This is a genomic window from Ruegeria sp. CDSA241 (assembly GCF_059611265.1).
The window spans coordinates 63,983-79,515 of record NZ_JBXWPF010000004.1 but is presented as its reverse complement, the minus strand read 5'-3'; the positions used below and the strand labels follow the sequence as shown (position 1 = coordinate 79,515).

Here is a 15,533-nt window from a genome sequence, read left to right as displayed (position 1 = left end):
CTAAGCCGTGGCATCGAACTCATAGATCCAATCATATTTTCGGCCCAACCGCGATCCAACTGCCATCAACGCCAGTTGCGCCCCGACACGCATAGGGCCACGTAGATGGAAGTTGCGCGCGTTGGCTCCAGCGGCAGCGACCACCCGAGTTGCCCGCTGGCGACGGGTCGCTTCATAGGCGGCCAGTGCTTGCGAAACGCCGGATTGTTCTTCGAAAGACCGCCCCAGAGTCCAGGCATCTTCTAGTGCAAGGCAAGCACCTTGGGCCATGAAAGGCAGCGTTGGATGAGCTGCGTCGCCCAAAAGCGCCACACGCCCATTCTGCCAGCATTCAGCAACAGGGCGCAGGAACAATGCCCAGATATTCGGGTCCTGAACCTCTTGCAAAATCTCTTTGACCAAGCCGCCAAAACCTGCAAATCGCGCCTTCAGCTCTTCTGGATCACCGCGCAGACGCCAGCCTTCTTCCTGCCAGTCAGACCTCTCTTCGATTGCCACGATGTTCATCAGGGTCTGATCGCGCAAAGGATACGTCACTACATGCCGTCCCGGCCCCATGGTTAGCACCGCGCAAGGGTTCTTGTTGCGCCGGTCCCATGGAATCGTCGCGCGCCAGGCAACCTGATGTGTGAATTTCGGTGTTTCCCTGCCAGTCAGGTCAGCACGAATTGCACTTTGGCCGCCGTCCGCCGCGACTGCACAATCAACCCGAAATCTCGCCCCCGTATCGAGGATGATTTCGGCCTCGGACGGGTGCTTTCGCACCCGTTCCACACGCGCACCAAGGTGAAACTCTACCCCTTTTTGAACCGTCGCTTTGTAGAGAAGATCAAGCAGGTCAGCGCGATGGTAATAATAGGTAGGCCCGGCAGAGGGTGGCACGATTTTGCAGACCAGCCGCCCTGCCCGGTAATCACGAAGGGCCGTTCCATGGGACAAAAGCCCAGCCTCGGGCGTGTCCGCAACAACCTTCAGCGCACGCAGCACAGCCATCCCGTTGGCGCTGATCTGAAGGCCCGCGCCAACCTCGGTCAATTCTGGTGCCTGCTCAAACACGGTCACCACGGCGCCGCGCTGTCGCAGGGTCAAAGCAGCCGCGAGGCCGCCAATGCCACCTCCGACTATGCCGAATTTCGATCCGCTGATGTTCATGTCACCGGCTTAACGCAAAAACGCCGGAGCAAAAGGCCCCGGCGTCTATGTTATCAGATTTTCCCAGCGATCAATCGTCGCGGTGGACCTTTTCGCGACGCTCATGCCGTTCCTGTGCCTCAAGCGTCATGGTCGCGATCGGGCGCGCATCCAAACGTTTCAGCGAAATCGGATCACCGGTCATCTCGCAATAGCCGTACTCGCCTTCATCAATCCGGCGCAGGGCCGAGTCGATCTTGGCCACCAGTTTGCGCTGACGATCGCGGGTGCGCAGTTCCAGCGCGCGATCGGTTTCTTCGCTTGCGCGGTCAGCGACATCCGGAATGTTACGGGTGTTGTCCTGCAGCCCTTCGATCGTATCGCGGCTGCCAGCCATTAGTTCGTTTTTCCAATCCAGCAGCTTGCGACGAAAATACTCTAGCTGCCTGTCATTCATAAATGGTTCGTCTTCAGCTGGACGGTAATCTTCAGGCAGAAAAACTTCCTGCTTCATTTTTGCTCCCTCGGTGTGGCCTGCAACGCCGGTCACTCTCTCATTACCTGACATGCGGCAATCCCCTTCTGCGGAGCGTTTATCTGACAGCGCAGTAATTGTCACTATGCAAACGTCGCCCCGGCGCCGCGCCATTACGCGTGATCTAAATACGTCCAATCAAACAACAAAACCTTGTTTTTCTGTGAAAATTAACTGACCATTTCAGGGCAACGCCAAAAAGACGGCACCGGAGGTTAGCGCACGAATCAACCAAAAGCATTGTAGTTACTTGGCAATTTCCCTTCATGCGACGCAGCGACCTGGCTTGTCAAAATTTCTGCTGCGCGGTAACCCCAAGGGCGCATTTCGCGCGACACTTGATGAGGGGCCAATGACCGCACGTTTCCAAGGAACAGCCGAATACGTCGCCACAGACGATCTGACCATTGCGGTAAATGCCGCCGTGACGCTGGAACGTCCCTTGCTGGTCAAAGGTGAGCCGGGAACTGGCAAGACCGAGTTGGCCAAGCAGGTGGCCGGAGCGTTGGGGCTGCGGATGATCGAGTGGAACGTGAAATCCACCACCCGCGCGCAGCAGGGACTGTATGAATACGATGCCGTCAGTCGTCTGCGCGACAGCCAGTTGGGTGAAGAGCGCGTGCACGACGTGTCGAACTATATCCGCAAGGGTAAATTGTGGCAGGCCTTTGAAACCGATGAAAAGGTCGTGTTGTTGATCGACGAGATCGACAAGGCCGATATCGAGTTTCCGAACGATTTGCTGCAAGAGCTCGATAAGATGGAGTTCCACGTCTACGAGACCAGCGAAACGATCCGCGCCAAGAACCGTCCGATCGTCATCATCACATCGAACAATGAAAAGGAACTGCCCGACGCCTTCCTGCGCCGGTGTTTCTTTCACTATATCCGGTTCCCTGATGAGGCTACGATGCGCCGCATCGTCGAGGTCCATCATCCCGGCATCAAAGACGCGCTTTTGACAACGGCTCTGACCCAGTTCTATGAGATTCGCGAAACTCAGGGCCTGAAGAAAAAGCCATCAACCTCAGAGGTGCTGGACTGGCTCAAGCTGCTGCTGGCCGAGGACCTGACCGCCGAAGATCTCAAGCGCGATGGCGCCAATGCCCTGCCCAAACTGCACGGTGCGCTGCTTAAGAATGAACAGGACGTGCACCTGTTCGAACGCCTGGCATTCATGGCCCGCAACAAACGCTGAGCCGGTAATCCCTCGGTGATCGCCGCTTGCCTTAGCAAGTCTCGGATGCAAGCATTGGTCTCGGGTTGCCCGGCTTGTCCGGGCAATTTACCATCAGACCCAACGGGACTCAGCAATGCCAGAAACAGTAACAATTCGAGCCTTGCATCCGACTGATCGCGAGGACTGGGCGGATATGTGGCGGGACTATCTGGCGTTTTATGAAACGACGGTTCCGGATTCCGTCTATGACAGCACATTCTCGCGACTGCTGGGGGATGATCCGAACGATTTTTCTTGTTTCGTCGCGCAGGCCGACGGGGGGCTTGTGGGTTTGACCCACTTTCTGTTCCACCGCCATGCCTGGAAGGAAGAAAGCGTGTGCTACTTGCAGGACCTATTCGCCCGGCCCGAGGCGCGCGGCATGGGGGTCGGTCGCACTTTGATTCAGGCCGTTTACGACGAAGCGGACCGGCAAAGTGCACCGTCTGTCTATTGGCTGACGCAGGATTTCAACCATACCGCGCGAAAGCTCTATGACAGGATCGGCAAACAGACACCTTTCATCAAGTATCAGCGCCCATGACGCGATGGGTCGCAATCTTGATCAGCTTTGTCCTGACTGCATGTGCCACGATTGAGCCTGCCGAAAGCCCACCCGAGATTGTGGACGTCGAACCACCCCTGCCCCCCGCCAAGTCCTTTACGCGTGCATACCCCTCGCCTCCGGCGCGGTCGAATGAAAACATTGCAGCGGATTTCATCTCTCTGCATTTCGCACTGGAAGGGGGTACGGAACTGCCTGTTTTTACCCGGTTCGAAACCCCGATCACGGTGCGGTTGACAGGGGCTGCGACGGCCTCGCTTCAAAAGGATCTGGGCCGCCTGCTGACCCGTCTGCGCACCGAGGCCGGGATAGACATCAAACAGATCAGGGACGGTCAGGCCAACATCACGATCGCGGCGGTCAGTCAAAAAGAGATTCAGGACATCCTGCCTCAGGCTGCATGTTTCGTGGTACCCAATGCCTCAAGCCTTGAGGAGTACCGCCGGGATCGGTTCAAACAGAAAAGCAGCTGGACCAAACTGAGCAGCCGTGAGCGACTGGGCATCTTCATTCCCGCAGATGCAAGTCCGCAGGAAAAACGTGACTGCCTGCACGAAGAGATTGCACAGGCGCTTGGCCCGCTGAATGACCTGTATCGCCTTCCGGACTCGGTATTCAACGATGACAATATCCACACGGTCCTGACCGGGTTCGACATGTTGATCCTGAAGGCCGCATATTCATCCCAACTGCACAGCGGTATGACACGTGAACAGGTCGAAACGGCCATACCCGAAATTCTCTCGCGTCTGAATCCGCGCGGTGATGCGGTGCCGGTACAGCCCATGTCGGAAACTCCACGAGCCTGGATTTCAGCAATTCAGAAATCCTTGCAATCCAGTCGCAGCCAGCAATCGCGCATGAGGCAGGCCCGCAAGGCAGCCCGAATTGGCAAGGAACAAGGTTGGACCGATCACCGGCGCGCTTACCCTCATTACCTGATGGGCCGCATGGAACAGTTCGATGATCCGCATGAAGCGTTGCGCCAATATGATATTGCCCTGCAGTTTCTGCGCGCTACACCGGGCACGGAATTGCATCGATCCTACATCACGACCCAACTGGGCGCCTTTGCGCTTTCGCAAGGCAATGGGCCAGAGTTCCTGCCCAAAATCGACGACGCTATTAACGTGATGACACGGGCTGAGAACGCCTCGCAGCTTGCAACATTATTGTTGCTGAAAGCCGAGGTCCTGAATGAAGTCGGCCGTTCCGCAGAGGCACGTTCCGTCAGACTGGACAGTCTGAGATGGGCACGATACGGCTTTGGCTCGGATGTAGTGGCCCGGTCGCTTATGCAGGACGTCGCAGAAGGACCAGTCAATTAACGGGGGCGATTAACGCATGATAGTGGTTCTGGGACTGGCGGTGCTGGGTGCGCTCCTTGGGGCGTTGACCGCGCGCAAACGCAACGGCAGCGGCGCCGATATCGCGCAATATGCAGCCGGATATGGAATCGCCTTTGCGCTGGTCGGGCTAATCCTGTCCTTGGTTCTGGTTCGCTTTGTGGTGTAGCCCATGTTTGTTCCCTTTTTCGAAAACCTTCGCAAAGCCGGTATCCCCGTATCCCTGCGGGAATATCTGACCTTTCTGGAGGGTATGAAAAAGGGGCTGGCAACCTATGATGTCGAGGCGTTCTATTACCTCGCCCGCGTGTCGATGGTGAAGGACGAACGCAATATCGACAAGTTCGACCGCGCTTTTGCCGCCAGCTTTGAAGGGCTGGAACAGATCGGGTTCGAACAGGTCCTCGAAGCCGTCGACATCCCTGCCGATTGGCTGGCGAAGATGGCGGAGAAGCACCTCAGCGAAGAGGAAAAAGCCGAGATCGAGGCCCTTGGCGGGTTCGACAAGCTGATGGAGACGCTGAAAGAGCGGCTCAAGGATCAGCAAGGCCGCCATCAAGGTGGCAACAAGTGGATCGGTACGGCAGGAACGTCGCCCTTCGGAGCCTACGGGTACAATCCGGAAGGTGTGCGGATCGGCCAGAAGGAAAGCCGTCATCAGCGCGCGGTCAAGGTTTGGGACAAGCGCGAATTCAAGAACCTGGACGACACGGTCGAACTGGGCACGCGCAACATCAAGGTCGCGCTGAAACGCCTGCGCCGCTGGGCCCGCGAGGGTGCTGCAGAAGAGCTTGATCTGGACGGCACCATCCGCGCCACAGCCGAGCATGGATATCTAGACGTCAAAACCCGGCCCGAACGGCACAATGCCGTCAAGGTTCTGTTGTTTCTGGACGTCGGAGGCTCAATGGACCCACATATCAAAGTGGTGGAAGAGCTGTTCTCGGCCGCAAGAACCGAATTCAAGCATCTGGAATATTACTACTTCCACAACTGCCTGTACGAAGGTGTCTGGCGTGACAACATCCGCCGCTGGGACCAGCAGACGCCGACCCATGAGGTGCTGCGCACCTATGGTCCCGATTACAAATGCATCTTCGTCGGCGACGCCTCGATGAGCCCTTACGAGGTCGCCTATCCCGGCGGTGCCAATGAACATTGGAACCAGGAGGCTGGCCAGATCTGGCTGCAGCGGGCGCGCGACCAATGGGCATCGAACCTGTGGATCAACCCAGTGCCTGAGAAGTATTGGGAATATACCCACTCAATCGGAATGATCCGCGAGATTTTTCAGGATCGGATGGTGCCGATGACTCTGGCCGGGCTGGAAAAAGGAATGCGCGAGCTGACGCGATAACGCCAGCCCGCGGATCAGGTTCTGCCGAGGCCGGTATTACCCGGCGATGGCCTGAATGCCCAGAAACAGAACACCCGACAACACAGCCGCCGCGGGCACGGTAATAATCCAGGCTGCTATGATCGTCATAAAGTGCGAGCGGCGCACCAGCTTGCGCCGGCGGCGTTCTTCCGGTGCCAGAACCGTCCGCTCAGGCACTGTAATGCGGGCTTTACGCAGCCGTCTTTCAGCATCCCATTCCCGGAAGAAGCCGACACCAAAGACGGCACCCACTGCAATATGGGTCGAGCTTACGGGAAGACCCAGCCAACTGGCCACGATAACGGTGATGGCTGCGGACAGCGCAACGCAATAGGCACGCATCGGGTTAAGTTTGGTTATTTGGCTGCCAACCATTCGGATCAGTTTTGGCCCAAACAGGAACAGGCCAAACGAAATGCCAAAGGCGCCGATGATCATGACCCAATAGGGAATACTGATCGCCTGGGTGAAATCACCCGAGGCAGAGGCTTGCACGATGGCCGCCAAAGGCCCAACGGCATTGGCCACATCATTGGCCCCATGTGCAAAGCTGAGAAGTGCAGCGGACACGATCAGCGGAATGCCAAACAATATTTTGAGGGACTTGTTGCGGTTCTCCAGCCCTTCGGATTGACGCCGAATAACCGGAATCATCACGGCCCAGACCAACGCCCCGCAGACTGCCCCGATCAGCAGAGCAGTGCTCAGGTCGATCTTGACGATCTTCTTGATACCCTTCAGCGCCAGGTAGCTTGCAAACGCCCCCGCCATGATACCAACCAGCATCGGAACCCATTTCCGGGCCGCCGCGATCTTGTCGTCCTGATAGATGATCCTGGCCTTAATGAACCAAAGAAAACCAGCCGCCACCAGACCGCCAAGCATCGGCGAGATAACCCAGCTGGCCGCGATCTTGCTCATCGTCCCCCAGCTTACTGCGCCAAAACCGGCTGCGGCGATCCCCGCCCCCATGACGCCTCCGACAACCGAGTGGGTCGTGGACACGGGCGCTCCGACCCAGGTCGCCAGGTTGACCCAAAGCGCCGAAGACAACAAAGCCGCCATCATCGCCCAGATGAATACAGTCTGCGTTCCCATGCTTTCAGGAGCGATAATGCCCTTCGCGATCGTGGAAACAACGTCACCTCCAGCGATCAGCGCGCCTGCACTTTCGAATATGGCAGCAATCGCGATGGCGCCCCCCATGGTCAGCGCATTGGCCCCGACCGCCGGTCCCATATTGTTGGCAACATCATTGGCCCCGATATTCAGCGCCATATATGCCCCAAACATTGCCGCAAGTACTACGATCAGCGTGTTGTTGCCTTGTCCGAACAGGAAGGCTGCCACAAGACCTGCGACAACGATAAAAGAAAGCGCGATGCCAGACCCGACAAATGGGCGACCCACCTGGGAGGTTGCCACTTCTAGCCGAGAAAAGCGTCTAAGGTCGCGGTCAAGCGTTTCCAGGTGACGGGCTTCGTGGTCATTGTTGGACATTGTGTGTTCTCCGACGAGTTCCCGTGCGGATAAGGCGGCAGGCGGCGTTTTTCAACAGTTAGAATCCTAATGAACCCAGTTTCCACTGCGTCATGGCAGCTAGGAGACCTTTCAGGCCCACGGAAACGCTGATGCCTTGCCCTTGTGTCTGCTTATCCCCATATCAGAACCATGCTCCGAATTACTCCGATTCTTCTGGCGGTTCTGTATGCCGTGGTGATGTACCGGATCTCGGTCTGGCGCACCCATCGCGAGCTTGACCTGAAATCGACCGAACTGGCCGATCCCGCCCTCAAGCGTATGACTGACCGGCTGGCGGCGGCGCTGGGGATCGAGAGGGTTCCGGTCTATATATATGAAATCGACCCGGTGAACGGGCTTGCGGCGCCGGATGGACGAATATTCATCACACGCGGGTTTTATCGCAAGTTCCTCAATGGCGAGGTTTCCGCCGAAGAGATGGCGAGCGTCATCGCACATGAACTGGGGCATGTGGCCTTGGGTCATGCACGTCGGCGGATGATTGATTTTTCTGGACAGAATGCGTTGCGGACAGCCTTGATGCTGCTTCTGAGCCGGTTCATCCCATTCATCGGTGCGATGATTGCAAATGCGCTGACTGCGCTTTTGGCGTCGCGCCTGTCACGTGGGGATGAATATGAAGCAGATGAATATGCCGCCGCCCTGCTAACCAAAGCCGGAATCGGCATCGGCCCGCAAAAGTCTCTGTTTCACAAGCTTGAGGATTTGACGCAGCAACGCGCGGGCGTTGTACCCGCCTGGTTGATGAGCCATCCCAAAACGGATGAGCGGATTGCGGCACTGGAAGTGCTTGAGCAGCGTTGGGCGCGTGGCTGAGGGCCGGCGGCGAGAGGCCAGCCTCTCGCGCTCTCCGAGGTATTTTTGGCCAGATGAAACAGGGATCGCGCCTAGGTAGTCAGCGCTTTGCCCAGACGCGGCAGGCGGGCTTTTTTCATCAATCCACGCAAAGTCCATGTATCGCCTGACAGGCGGTTTGCTTCGGCCAGTACCTGCTGTGCAAGCTGGTCCAGCCCTTGCGGGTCGTTATACCAGAAACCATACAGCAGACTGTCAGGGTCACGCCGCTCAAGCCCTTCTTCTGCAAGAATATTTCTGGGGAAATCCTTGGCGTTGACCGTGACGATGATATCCGCTGACGCGGCTACTGCAGTGGCCAAAACGTGGATATCTGCTGCGTCCGGCAGCCAGAGCCGAGCCTGCAGACCGTCATTGGCTGGGCGTTCTGCCTTGGGCCATTTGACCTGCGTCAGGGCAATCTCGGCACGGGCCTGCGCCTCGCCCTCGGGGCCCAGCTTGCGTGCGGCGCGGGCCCATTCCTCGAGGATGCGCGCCGACCATATAGGGGTGAAATGACCTAGTCGGGCGGTGCCCAACAGCATCTCACGCATCACCGTTGGATAGATGACGCAGGTATCGAGTACAGCCTTCATAACCGGTAGAACACGGCCTTCAGGTAACCGCTTTCAGCCAGCTGCGGCAGTTGCGGGTGATCGGGCCCGGCAAAGCCCGTATGGATCAGTTGGGCTGAGCGCCCGGCGCGCCCGATACCACGGGATGAGGCGTCGCGGAAGCGGCCCAGATCAGCAGCGTGCGAGCAAGAGCATAAGCCCAGATATCCGCCCGGCTTGACCAGTGTGGCGGCCAATCGCGCAATGCGTTCATAAGCCCGCAGCCCTGCATCCAGCGCCTGCCTTGATGGTGCAAAGGCGGGAGGATCACAGATAACGACGTCGAATTTAGCGCCTTCGTCGTTCAACTGAGCCAACACATCAAAGGCATCGCCTTGGCGCGTGTTGAATTGATCGGCAAAGCCAGAAGCCTCGGCCCCTTTTGCGGCCAACTCCAATGCCGCGGCCGACCCGTCGACCGACAGCGCCTGTCCGGCGCCACCCGCCAGCATCGCCAACCCGAACCCTCCGACATGGCTGAAGACATCCAGTACCTGTGCCTTGGGTTGAGCCAGCTGCGCAGCAAAGGCGTGATTGGGGCGTTGGTCATAGAACAGGCCGGTTTTCTGACCGCCCGCCAAATCCGCCATATAGGTTGCACCGTTCATCAACACGGGCAAAGGCGCATCTGGGACAGTGCCGCGCAAGGTCAGGTTGACATCATCCAACCCTTCCAGACCGCGTGTCCGGCCCGAGGCGTTTTTCAGCACGGTCGTCACGCCGGTCACGGCGGTCAGTGCATCGGTCAACATATCCAGATGCGCTTCGGCCCAGGCAGCGTTGGGCTGGATCACACACGCCTCACCGAACCGGTCGATGATGACACCCGGAAAGCCATCGGCCTCGGCATGGATCAGGCGGTAAAAGGGCGAGTCAAACAGGCGTTCGCGCATATCAAGCGCGCGGCGCAGACGGGTTTCGAACCAATCAGCCGTCAGCTCGGCGTCAGGATCGCGGTCCAGCACACGGCACATGATTTTCGATTCAGGATTGACCGCCACCAACGCGATCGGCGCGCGATTTTCATCCTCGAGCACGGCCAGCGCGCCAGCAGGGATTTTGCGCGTGCGACGGTCGGTGACAATGTCATTGGCATAGACCCACGGGAAGCCATGGCGAAGGCCGCGCGCATTGGCTTTGGGTTTCAGGCGGATACGGGGACGGTCTGCAGTTTGGGTCATGGCGACCTCATAGTCGCGAACGCGCCGAGGGGAAAGCCCTAGCGGTTGCGAGACCGCCAACCACCGCGCCGTTTCGGCGCCTGAGCTGATTGCAACCCTTCGGTCAGCACCTGTGTCATTGGGTGATCGGCCTCATCTTTGGCATAGATGGCGTGCAGGTCAGACAGGGCTTGCCTCTGATCACGCCCCTCCGGAAGGCTCAACGCCCAGTCCAGAAAGATACTGCGACATTCGGGCAATGTGATGCCATCGATGCGATAGGCCTCGCGGATCAGGCCTTTGTGATCGTTCGGATCGTCATTGCGCGGCATCTTTATCCTCCTGAATCACGCGGCCGATAATTTCGGCGGCGATATCGTAGCTTTCCTGCAACTCGGCCTGCAACTGTTCTACCTGCTCATACCCGGTGGCCCGACACAGGAAGGCGGAACCGCCCTCTCCGATTTTATCGGCCTCGATAACCTTACCTGACAACAGTCGAGCTGCGCATTGCACAGACCAGCATAGATCGTAGCAATCCTTCAACGTTTGCGCCTGAGCGACATCCAAAAGCGCGGCTGCGACTGCACCGTCCAACCCGGCATGTACATCGCGCTTTGCAACACCGGACAGTAAAGCGCCTGTTTCGGCCATCAGCTCTATGTCCATCATGCGTCCGGCCCCATTCTTGGCATCCCAAATACCGGCGGGGGTTTTCGCGGCTGCCAGACGCGCGCGCATTTCGGCAACTTCGCGCAAAACCTGCGCCTGATCGCGGGAGCGCGAAACAAGCTCTGTTCGAAAGCCCTCGATATCGTCGGCCAGAGAGGGCTCACCGGCGACGGGATTTGCGCGCGTCAGGGCTAGGTGTTCCCACACCCATGCCTCATTCTGCTGATAGTTCGTGAAGCTGGCCCAACTGGTCGCCACCGGCCCCTGATTGCCCGAGGGGCGCAGCCGCATGTCGACCTCATAAAGTCGCCCCTGCGACATTGGAGCCGACAGCGCCGTGATCAGTGCCTGCGTGAACCGGGCATAGTAGGTCCGCGTGGCAAGAGGCCGTGGGCCCTCGGACATGTCCTGATCCAGCGGGTCGTAGATCACGATCATATCAAGGTCAGATTGCGAGTTGATCCGCCCTGCCCCCAGGGATCCCATGCCCAACACAGCGGCACCGCGACCAGGTGCGGGCCCGTGTTTGCTGGTGAACTGGTCCACAACACATGGCAGGATCGCAGCGATCACCGCGCTTGCAAGTTCGGCATATTGCTGCCCGGCCTGCACGCCGTCGATCAACCCGCGCAGATGGTGAACGCCGATCCGGAAATGCCATTCCTTGCACCAGCGCCGCGCCAGATCAAGCTGGCTTTCGTAGTCCTGCTCCTGCGAGAGTTCTCGCTCCAATTCGCCCTGCAGCACCGTCCGGCCCGGCCAGTCGTCAAAGAAGCTGCCGCCAATCACCGCATCAAAGACCGAGGCGTTGTGCGACAAATGCGCGGCCAATGCATGCGACGTGCCTACTATATCGACAAGCAGGTCGATAAGCTGCGGGTTGGCCTCGAACAGAGAAAACAGCTGCACGCCCGCAGGCAACCCGCGAAGGAAGCCGTCCAGTGCCAGCAGCGCCTCATCCGGTTGGGCGGTTTTGGCAAGACGCGTCAGCAGCTCTGGTTTCAGCCGTTCGAAAATCCGCGCCCCGCGCTGAGAACGCAGTGATGGGTAGGTCGTCCAGCGCGCCAATATGCTTTCGTCAAATTCAACTTCTGGCAAAGGTGCACGGGCTGTCGGGCCGGGGGCGAAAAAACCTTCGGTCAACTCATGAACCTCGGTCAGTCGCCGTTTCAGATCCGCAGTCAGATCGGCGCTATCAATCCCCATCAGGCATGCAATCCGGTCAATCCCGTCCGAGGATTGCGGAATCTTATGGGTCTGCGCATCATGGATCATCTGAATGCGGTGTTCGACTTCGCGATGCGCGCGGTAGTGATCGGTAAGCTTTTCAGCCACGTCCTCGGGCACCCACCCTTTGCCGGCCAAAGCCGCCAAACCCGGTACAGTGCCACGCACGCGCAGGTCCGTATCGCGACCTCCGGCAATCAACTGTCGGGTCTGAGTGAAGAATTCAATCTCGCGTATCCCGCCTTGCCCTAGTTTCATATCATGACCCGGAATGGTCAGCGCACCGCCTGTCCCTTTGTTTTCGCGGATACGCAAGCGCATGTCATGGGCATCCTGAATAGCCGCGAAGTCCAGATGCCTTCGCCAGATGAAGGGGCGGAGCGTATCCAGGAAACGCTGCCCCGCAGCGATATCGCCAGCGCAGGGACGCGCTTTGATATATGCGGCGCGCTCCCAAGTGCGGCCCAGACTTTCATAGTACCGTTCGGCAGCTTCCGCAGCCAGACAAACTGGCGTCACCGCAGGGTCAGGCCGCAGCCTTAGATCCGTGCGAAATACATATCCATCCGCTGTCTTGTCACTGAGTGTGGCGCAGAAATTCCGTGTCGCCCGGACCATCCCTTGCCGCGCATCATAGAAATCGTCCGGATCATAGCGCGTTTCGTCAAACAAAACGATCAGGTCGATATCAGAGCTGTAGTTCAACTCATGCGCACCCATCTTGCCCATGGCCAATATGATCATTCCCGCGGCAGAGGCGATATCATCTTCGGTCATCCCCGGCAATTTACCTCGCCGGATCAAGGTTGCAATCTCGGCCTTGGCGGCAACATCCGCTACCATGGCCCCGAAATCGGTTAGTGCCCCTGTAACTTTTTCCAACGGCCAGGCCCCTGCCAGATCCGCTAGGGCGGTCAACAGCGCTAAACGCCTCTTGGCCTGCCTCAGCCCCGGCCTGAGTTGATCCGCAGGCAAGGCCCTTGCGGTTTCCATAATGGATGCAAGCATCGCGTCCGGTTGCGCCAAAGCTTGCGGTAGCCAGTCAGCTTCCAGATCAATCAGGCCTTTGAGATAGGGGCTGGAGCCCGCAGCCCCTGCGATCAGTTCCCCCTGCTCAGGTGTAATGCCACCCACTGCATCGCGCGCTTCGGAACCAAGTGAAGGATCAAAGGCGCGCGGTACACGGTTGACGGCAAGAAGTCCTGTCATTTCATCTCCGATGACGTGGTTTCAGTATTTCTGTGGCCAAATATCTGACCCGACATTGCAACAATTTGGCGCTTAACTCAAAACAGCGCCGCAGCAGACAACCCAGCCAATGTTTGAAAGAAACCGTGGTGCGTTAGACTGAAATTGCGCTTGTTCAGATGTCAGGTCAACCATCCGAAATTCAGAAATGTAAATCATTTTCACATTGACCTCTTGTAACTGGGTTTGGTGCCCCCATCTATTCAATGTGAAAGCAATTTACATCTAACCCGGAGAGCACCAATGACCGCATTGACCGAACACGCCGTCCCTGAAAACCCGGGATGGCTCAGCCGCGCAGAAGCCTGGCTTGACGATAAAGGCAAAGGGGCCTGGATCGCAGCCATGGTCCTTGGCTTTATCTTTTTCTGGCCCGTCGGCCTGGCCCTTCTGGCCTACATGATCTGGAGCAAACGTATGTTCAACAAATCCTGCAGCCGTCGCAAATCCTGGCACAGCCACATGAGCGCAATGAAACCCTCGGGCAACAGCGCATTCGACGCCTACAAGTCCGACACTCTGGCTCGGCTGGAGCGTGAGCAACAGGAATTCGAAGCGTTCCTGCATCGCCTGCGCGAAGCGAAAGACAAGGCCGAATTCGACCAGTTCATGGATGAACGCGTCCGCGAGAACCGCGAAAGCGATGAAACCGGCGATAACGCCTGATCGACCTTGCCCTGTTCCGACAATCGGGACAGGGTATTTGAAACATCTACCGGAATGACCCGTATGCACACCTTGCCAGACCCGAACCGACAGCCCGAGTTTTACCAGTCCGTCACGACCAAACGGTTCCTGGCCTGGCTGTTCGATATCGCCTTTATTTCGCTGCTTTGTACCGTCGCCATCGTCCTGACCCTCGGGCTCGGCGTACTGATACTCGCCCTGATTTATGCGGTGGTCAGTTTTGTCTATCGCGTCGTCACAATCGCCAACGGCTCGGCCACTCTGGGTATGCGTTTCATGGGGGTCGAACTGCGCGACGCTTTTGGTGAACGAATGGACACAGGTAAAGCGGTCGCACACACAGCTGGTTATTTTGTCAGCATGGCATTTCCGGTGCTGCAAATCATTTCAGTCATCATGATGCTGACCGGCGCGCGCGGCCAGGGCCTGACTGACACCCTTCTCGGAACTGTTATGATTAACCGTCGCGCTTAAAAGACTGTCGCGTGAATCACTTGGCGGCTCCGGGAACGGTTGTTATCATCCCGTTTCAGGAACCATAGGACATTCATGCGACACACGCTGCCAATCGCGCCGCAATTCTACGTTACGGCCCCTCAGCCTTGCCCTTATCTTGAGGGCAAGATGGAGCGTAAGCTGTTCACAGCGCTGCAGGGCGAAGGCGCAAATCAACTGAATGACTCCCTTTCCCAGCAAGGGTTTCGACGGTCTCAGAACGTCCTATACCGCCCTTCCTGCACCGATTGCGCCGCGTGTTTGTCCGCGCGGATTGACGTTTCGGCCTTTCAACCCAGCAAAAGCCAGAAACGCGCGGTCAGGCGGAACTCATATCTGCGACGCCGGGCGAATTCCCCATGGGCTACCGACGAACAGTATGACCTGTTCCGCACCTATCTTGACACCCGACATGCGGATGGCGGAATGGCGGATATGGACGTCTTCGAATTTGCAGCCATGATCGAAGAGACCCCCATACGCAGCCGAGTGGTCGAATATTCAGACCCGGAATCTGGCAATCTGATCGCTGTCAGTTTGACCGATGTCTTGGATGACGGGCTGAGCATGGTCTATTCATTCTATAGCCCGGAACAGCCTCAGAATTCACTGGGCACGTACATGATTTTGGATCACATCGACATCGCACGCGAGGCGGGTCTGCCCTATATTTATCTTGGCTACTGGGTGCCTGGCAGCCCGAAAATGGGATACAAATCCCGCTTTGCAGGGCTGGAAGTTTACAGTCAGGGCGAATGGAAACGGGTCAAGGATCCCTATGACATTGCACATGACGGCCACCACCCGCTGTCCACAGCCCCCATCGCCGAACAGGTTGCCAGCATCCAACTGCCTGATCGTCACCCGACCAAAGGCTGAA

At 57.8% G+C, this 15,533-nt stretch carries 16 protein-coding genes; 9 read left to right on the top strand and 7 right to left on the bottom strand.

The genetic code is table 11. The annotated features are described in order from the left end of the window. Positions 1–1,152 carry an FAD-dependent monooxygenase gene (locus AC2FJV_RS05075; RefSeq protein WP_496688345.1) on the bottom strand — a complete coding sequence of 384 codons (1,152 nt, stop codon included), beginning with the start codon at positions 1,150–1,152 and terminating at the stop codon, positions 1–3. Positions 1,153–1,222: 70 nt separating this feature from the next. Then, positions 1,223–1,645, bottom strand: coding sequence for an RNA polymerase-binding protein DksA (dksA, locus tag AC2FJV_RS05070; protein ID WP_271947500.1), 423 nt, complete (start codon positions 1,643–1,645; stop codon positions 1,223–1,225). Positions 1,646–2,018: 373 nt separating this feature from the next. On the opposite strand from dksA, the gene AC2FJV_RS05065 reads away from it, so the two are divergent. From AC2FJV_RS05065 to AC2FJV_RS05045, 5 genes are all read left to right on the top strand, one after another. After that, entirely contained in the window at positions 2,019–2,864 is an 846-nt protein-coding gene (locus AC2FJV_RS05065) for an AAA family ATPase (protein ID WP_271948074.1), read from the top strand. Positions 2,865–2,979: 115 nt separating this feature from the next. Next, positions 2,980–3,429 (top strand): GNAT family N-acetyltransferase, encoded by a 450-nt coding sequence (locus AC2FJV_RS05060; RefSeq protein ID WP_496712896.1) that lies wholly within the window; start codon positions 2,980–2,982, stop codon positions 3,427–3,429. Next, positions 3,426–4,778, top strand: coding sequence for a DUF2927 domain-containing protein (locus AC2FJV_RS05055; RefSeq protein ID WP_496688349.1), 1,353 nt, complete (start codon positions 3,426–3,428; stop codon positions 4,776–4,778). The genes AC2FJV_RS05060 and AC2FJV_RS05055 overlap by 4 nt, the downstream gene beginning before the upstream one ends. A gap of 16 nt (positions 4,779–4,794) precedes the next feature. Continuing rightward, positions 4,795–4,965, top strand: coding sequence for a hypothetical protein (locus AC2FJV_RS05050; RefSeq protein ID WP_185956603.1), 171 nt, complete (start codon positions 4,795–4,797; stop codon positions 4,963–4,965). Positions 4,966–4,968: 3 nt separating this feature from the next. Then, positions 4,969–6,153, top strand: coding sequence for a vWA domain-containing protein (locus AC2FJV_RS05045; protein WP_496688351.1), 1,185 nt, complete (start codon positions 4,969–4,971; stop codon positions 6,151–6,153). A gap of 36 nt (positions 6,154–6,189) precedes the next feature. Here AC2FJV_RS05045 and AC2FJV_RS05040 read toward each other — a convergent pair whose 3' ends face one another. After that, positions 6,190–7,674: an inorganic phosphate transporter gene (locus AC2FJV_RS05040; protein ID WP_142633316.1), complete on the bottom strand. Its 1,485-nt coding sequence runs from the start codon at positions 7,672–7,674 to the stop codon at positions 6,190–6,192. A gap of 171 nt (positions 7,675–7,845) precedes the next feature. On the opposite strand from AC2FJV_RS05040, the gene AC2FJV_RS05035 reads away from it, so the two are divergent. Next, the gene (locus AC2FJV_RS05035; protein WP_142633315.1) at positions 7,846–8,532 is read left to right on the top strand and encodes a M48 family metallopeptidase; all 687 of its coding nucleotides are present in this window, start codon (positions 7,846–7,848) and stop codon (positions 8,530–8,532) included. 71 nt (positions 8,533–8,603) lie between these two features. Here the strand turns inward: AC2FJV_RS05035 and AC2FJV_RS05030 are convergent, their stop codons facing one another. Genes AC2FJV_RS05030 through AC2FJV_RS05015 form a run of 4 tightly spaced genes read right to left on the bottom strand, consistent with a single transcriptional unit; the run spans position 8,604 to position 13,432 of the window. Next, positions 8,604–9,146 (bottom strand): RSP_2648 family PIN domain-containing protein, encoded by a 543-nt coding sequence (locus tag AC2FJV_RS05030; protein WP_496712894.1) that lies wholly within the window; start codon positions 9,144–9,146, stop codon positions 8,604–8,606. After that, entirely contained in the window at positions 9,143–10,345 is a 1,203-nt protein-coding gene (locus AC2FJV_RS05025) for an RSP_2647 family RNA methyltransferase (RefSeq protein ID WP_496712892.1), read from the bottom strand. Before AC2FJV_RS05025 ends, AC2FJV_RS05030 begins: the two co-directional genes overlap by 4 nt. Positions 10,346–10,383: 38 nt before the next feature. Beyond that, a complete protein-coding gene (locus AC2FJV_RS05020) occupies positions 10,384–10,656 on the bottom strand; it encodes a hypothetical protein (protein ID WP_281971953.1) in 273 nt (90 codons plus the stop codon). Next, complete coding sequence (locus AC2FJV_RS05015; RefSeq protein ID WP_496712890.1) at positions 10,643–13,432, bottom strand: [protein-PII] uridylyltransferase family protein; 2,790 nt, start codon at positions 13,430–13,432, stop codon at positions 10,643–10,645. The genes AC2FJV_RS05020 and AC2FJV_RS05015 overlap by 14 nt, the downstream gene beginning before the upstream one ends. 282 nt (positions 13,433–13,714) lie before the next feature. Here AC2FJV_RS05015 and AC2FJV_RS05010 point away from each other — a divergent pair, with 282 nt between their 5' ends. The 3 genes from AC2FJV_RS05010 (at position 13,715) to AC2FJV_RS05000 (ending at position 15,532) form a co-directional block, all read left to right on the top strand. Then, complete coding sequence (locus tag AC2FJV_RS05010; protein ID WP_142633305.1) at positions 13,715–14,137, top strand: DUF2852 domain-containing protein; 423 nt, start codon at positions 13,715–13,717, stop codon at positions 14,135–14,137. A gap of 63 nt (positions 14,138–14,200) precedes the next feature. Then, positions 14,201–14,632, top strand: coding sequence for an RDD family protein (locus AC2FJV_RS05005; protein ID WP_496712991.1), 432 nt, complete (start codon positions 14,201–14,203; stop codon positions 14,630–14,632). Between the two features lie 75 nt (positions 14,633–14,707). Next, positions 14,708–15,532 carry an arginyltransferase gene (locus AC2FJV_RS05000; protein WP_496688360.1) on the top strand — a complete coding sequence of 275 codons (825 nt, stop codon included), beginning with the start codon at positions 14,708–14,710 and terminating at the stop codon, positions 15,530–15,532. Position 15,533 lies beyond the last annotated feature (1 nt).

Excerpts from the sequence above, each read along its gene's own strand:
- AC2FJV_RS05075 (WP_496688345.1), bottom strand. The coding sequence starts at position 1,152 with ATGAACATCAGCGGATCGAAATTCGGCATAGTCGGAGGTGGCATTGGC.
- dksA (WP_271947500.1), bottom strand. The coding sequence starts at position 1,645 with ATGAAGCAGGAAGTTTTTCTGCCTGAAGATTACCGTCCAGCTGAAGAC.
- AC2FJV_RS05065 (WP_271948074.1), top strand. The coding sequence starts at position 2,019 with ATGACCGCACGTTTCCAAGGAACAGCCGAATACGTCGCCACAGACGAT.
- AC2FJV_RS05060 (WP_496712896.1), top strand. The coding sequence starts at position 2,980 with ATGCCAGAAACAGTAACAATTCGAGCCTTGCATCCGACTGATCGCGAG.
- AC2FJV_RS05055 (WP_496688349.1), top strand. The coding sequence starts at position 3,426 with ATGACGCGATGGGTCGCAATCTTGATCAGCTTTGTCCTGACTGCATGT.
- AC2FJV_RS05050 (WP_185956603.1), top strand. The coding sequence starts at position 4,795 with ATGATAGTGGTTCTGGGACTGGCGGTGCTGGGTGCGCTCCTTGGGGCG.
- AC2FJV_RS05045 (WP_496688351.1), top strand. The coding sequence starts at position 4,969 with ATGTTTGTTCCCTTTTTCGAAAACCTTCGCAAAGCCGGTATCCCCGTA.
- AC2FJV_RS05040 (WP_142633316.1), bottom strand. The coding sequence starts at position 7,674 with ATGTCCAACAATGACCACGAAGCCCGTCACCTGGAAACGCTTGACCGC.
- AC2FJV_RS05035 (WP_142633315.1), top strand. The coding sequence starts at position 7,846 with ATGCTCCGAATTACTCCGATTCTTCTGGCGGTTCTGTATGCCGTGGTG.
- AC2FJV_RS05030 (WP_496712894.1), bottom strand. The coding sequence starts at position 9,146 with ATGAAGGCTGTACTCGATACCTGCGTCATCTATCCAACGGTGATGCGT.
- AC2FJV_RS05025 (WP_496712892.1), bottom strand. The coding sequence starts at position 10,345 with ATGACCCAAACTGCAGACCGTCCCCGTATCCGCCTGAAACCCAAAGCC.
- AC2FJV_RS05020 (WP_281971953.1), bottom strand. The coding sequence starts at position 10,656 with ATGCCGCGCAATGACGATCCGAACGATCACAAAGGCCTGATCCGCGAG.
- AC2FJV_RS05015 (WP_496712890.1), bottom strand. The coding sequence starts at position 13,432 with ATGACAGGACTTCTTGCCGTCAACCGTGTACCGCGCGCCTTTGATCCT.
- AC2FJV_RS05010 (WP_142633305.1), top strand. The coding sequence starts at position 13,715 with ATGACCGCATTGACCGAACACGCCGTCCCTGAAAACCCGGGATGGCTC.
- AC2FJV_RS05005 (WP_496712991.1), top strand. The coding sequence starts at position 14,201 with ATGCACACCTTGCCAGACCCGAACCGACAGCCCGAGTTTTACCAGTCC.
- AC2FJV_RS05000 (WP_496688360.1), top strand. The coding sequence starts at position 14,708 with ATGCGACACACGCTGCCAATCGCGCCGCAATTCTACGTTACGGCCCCT.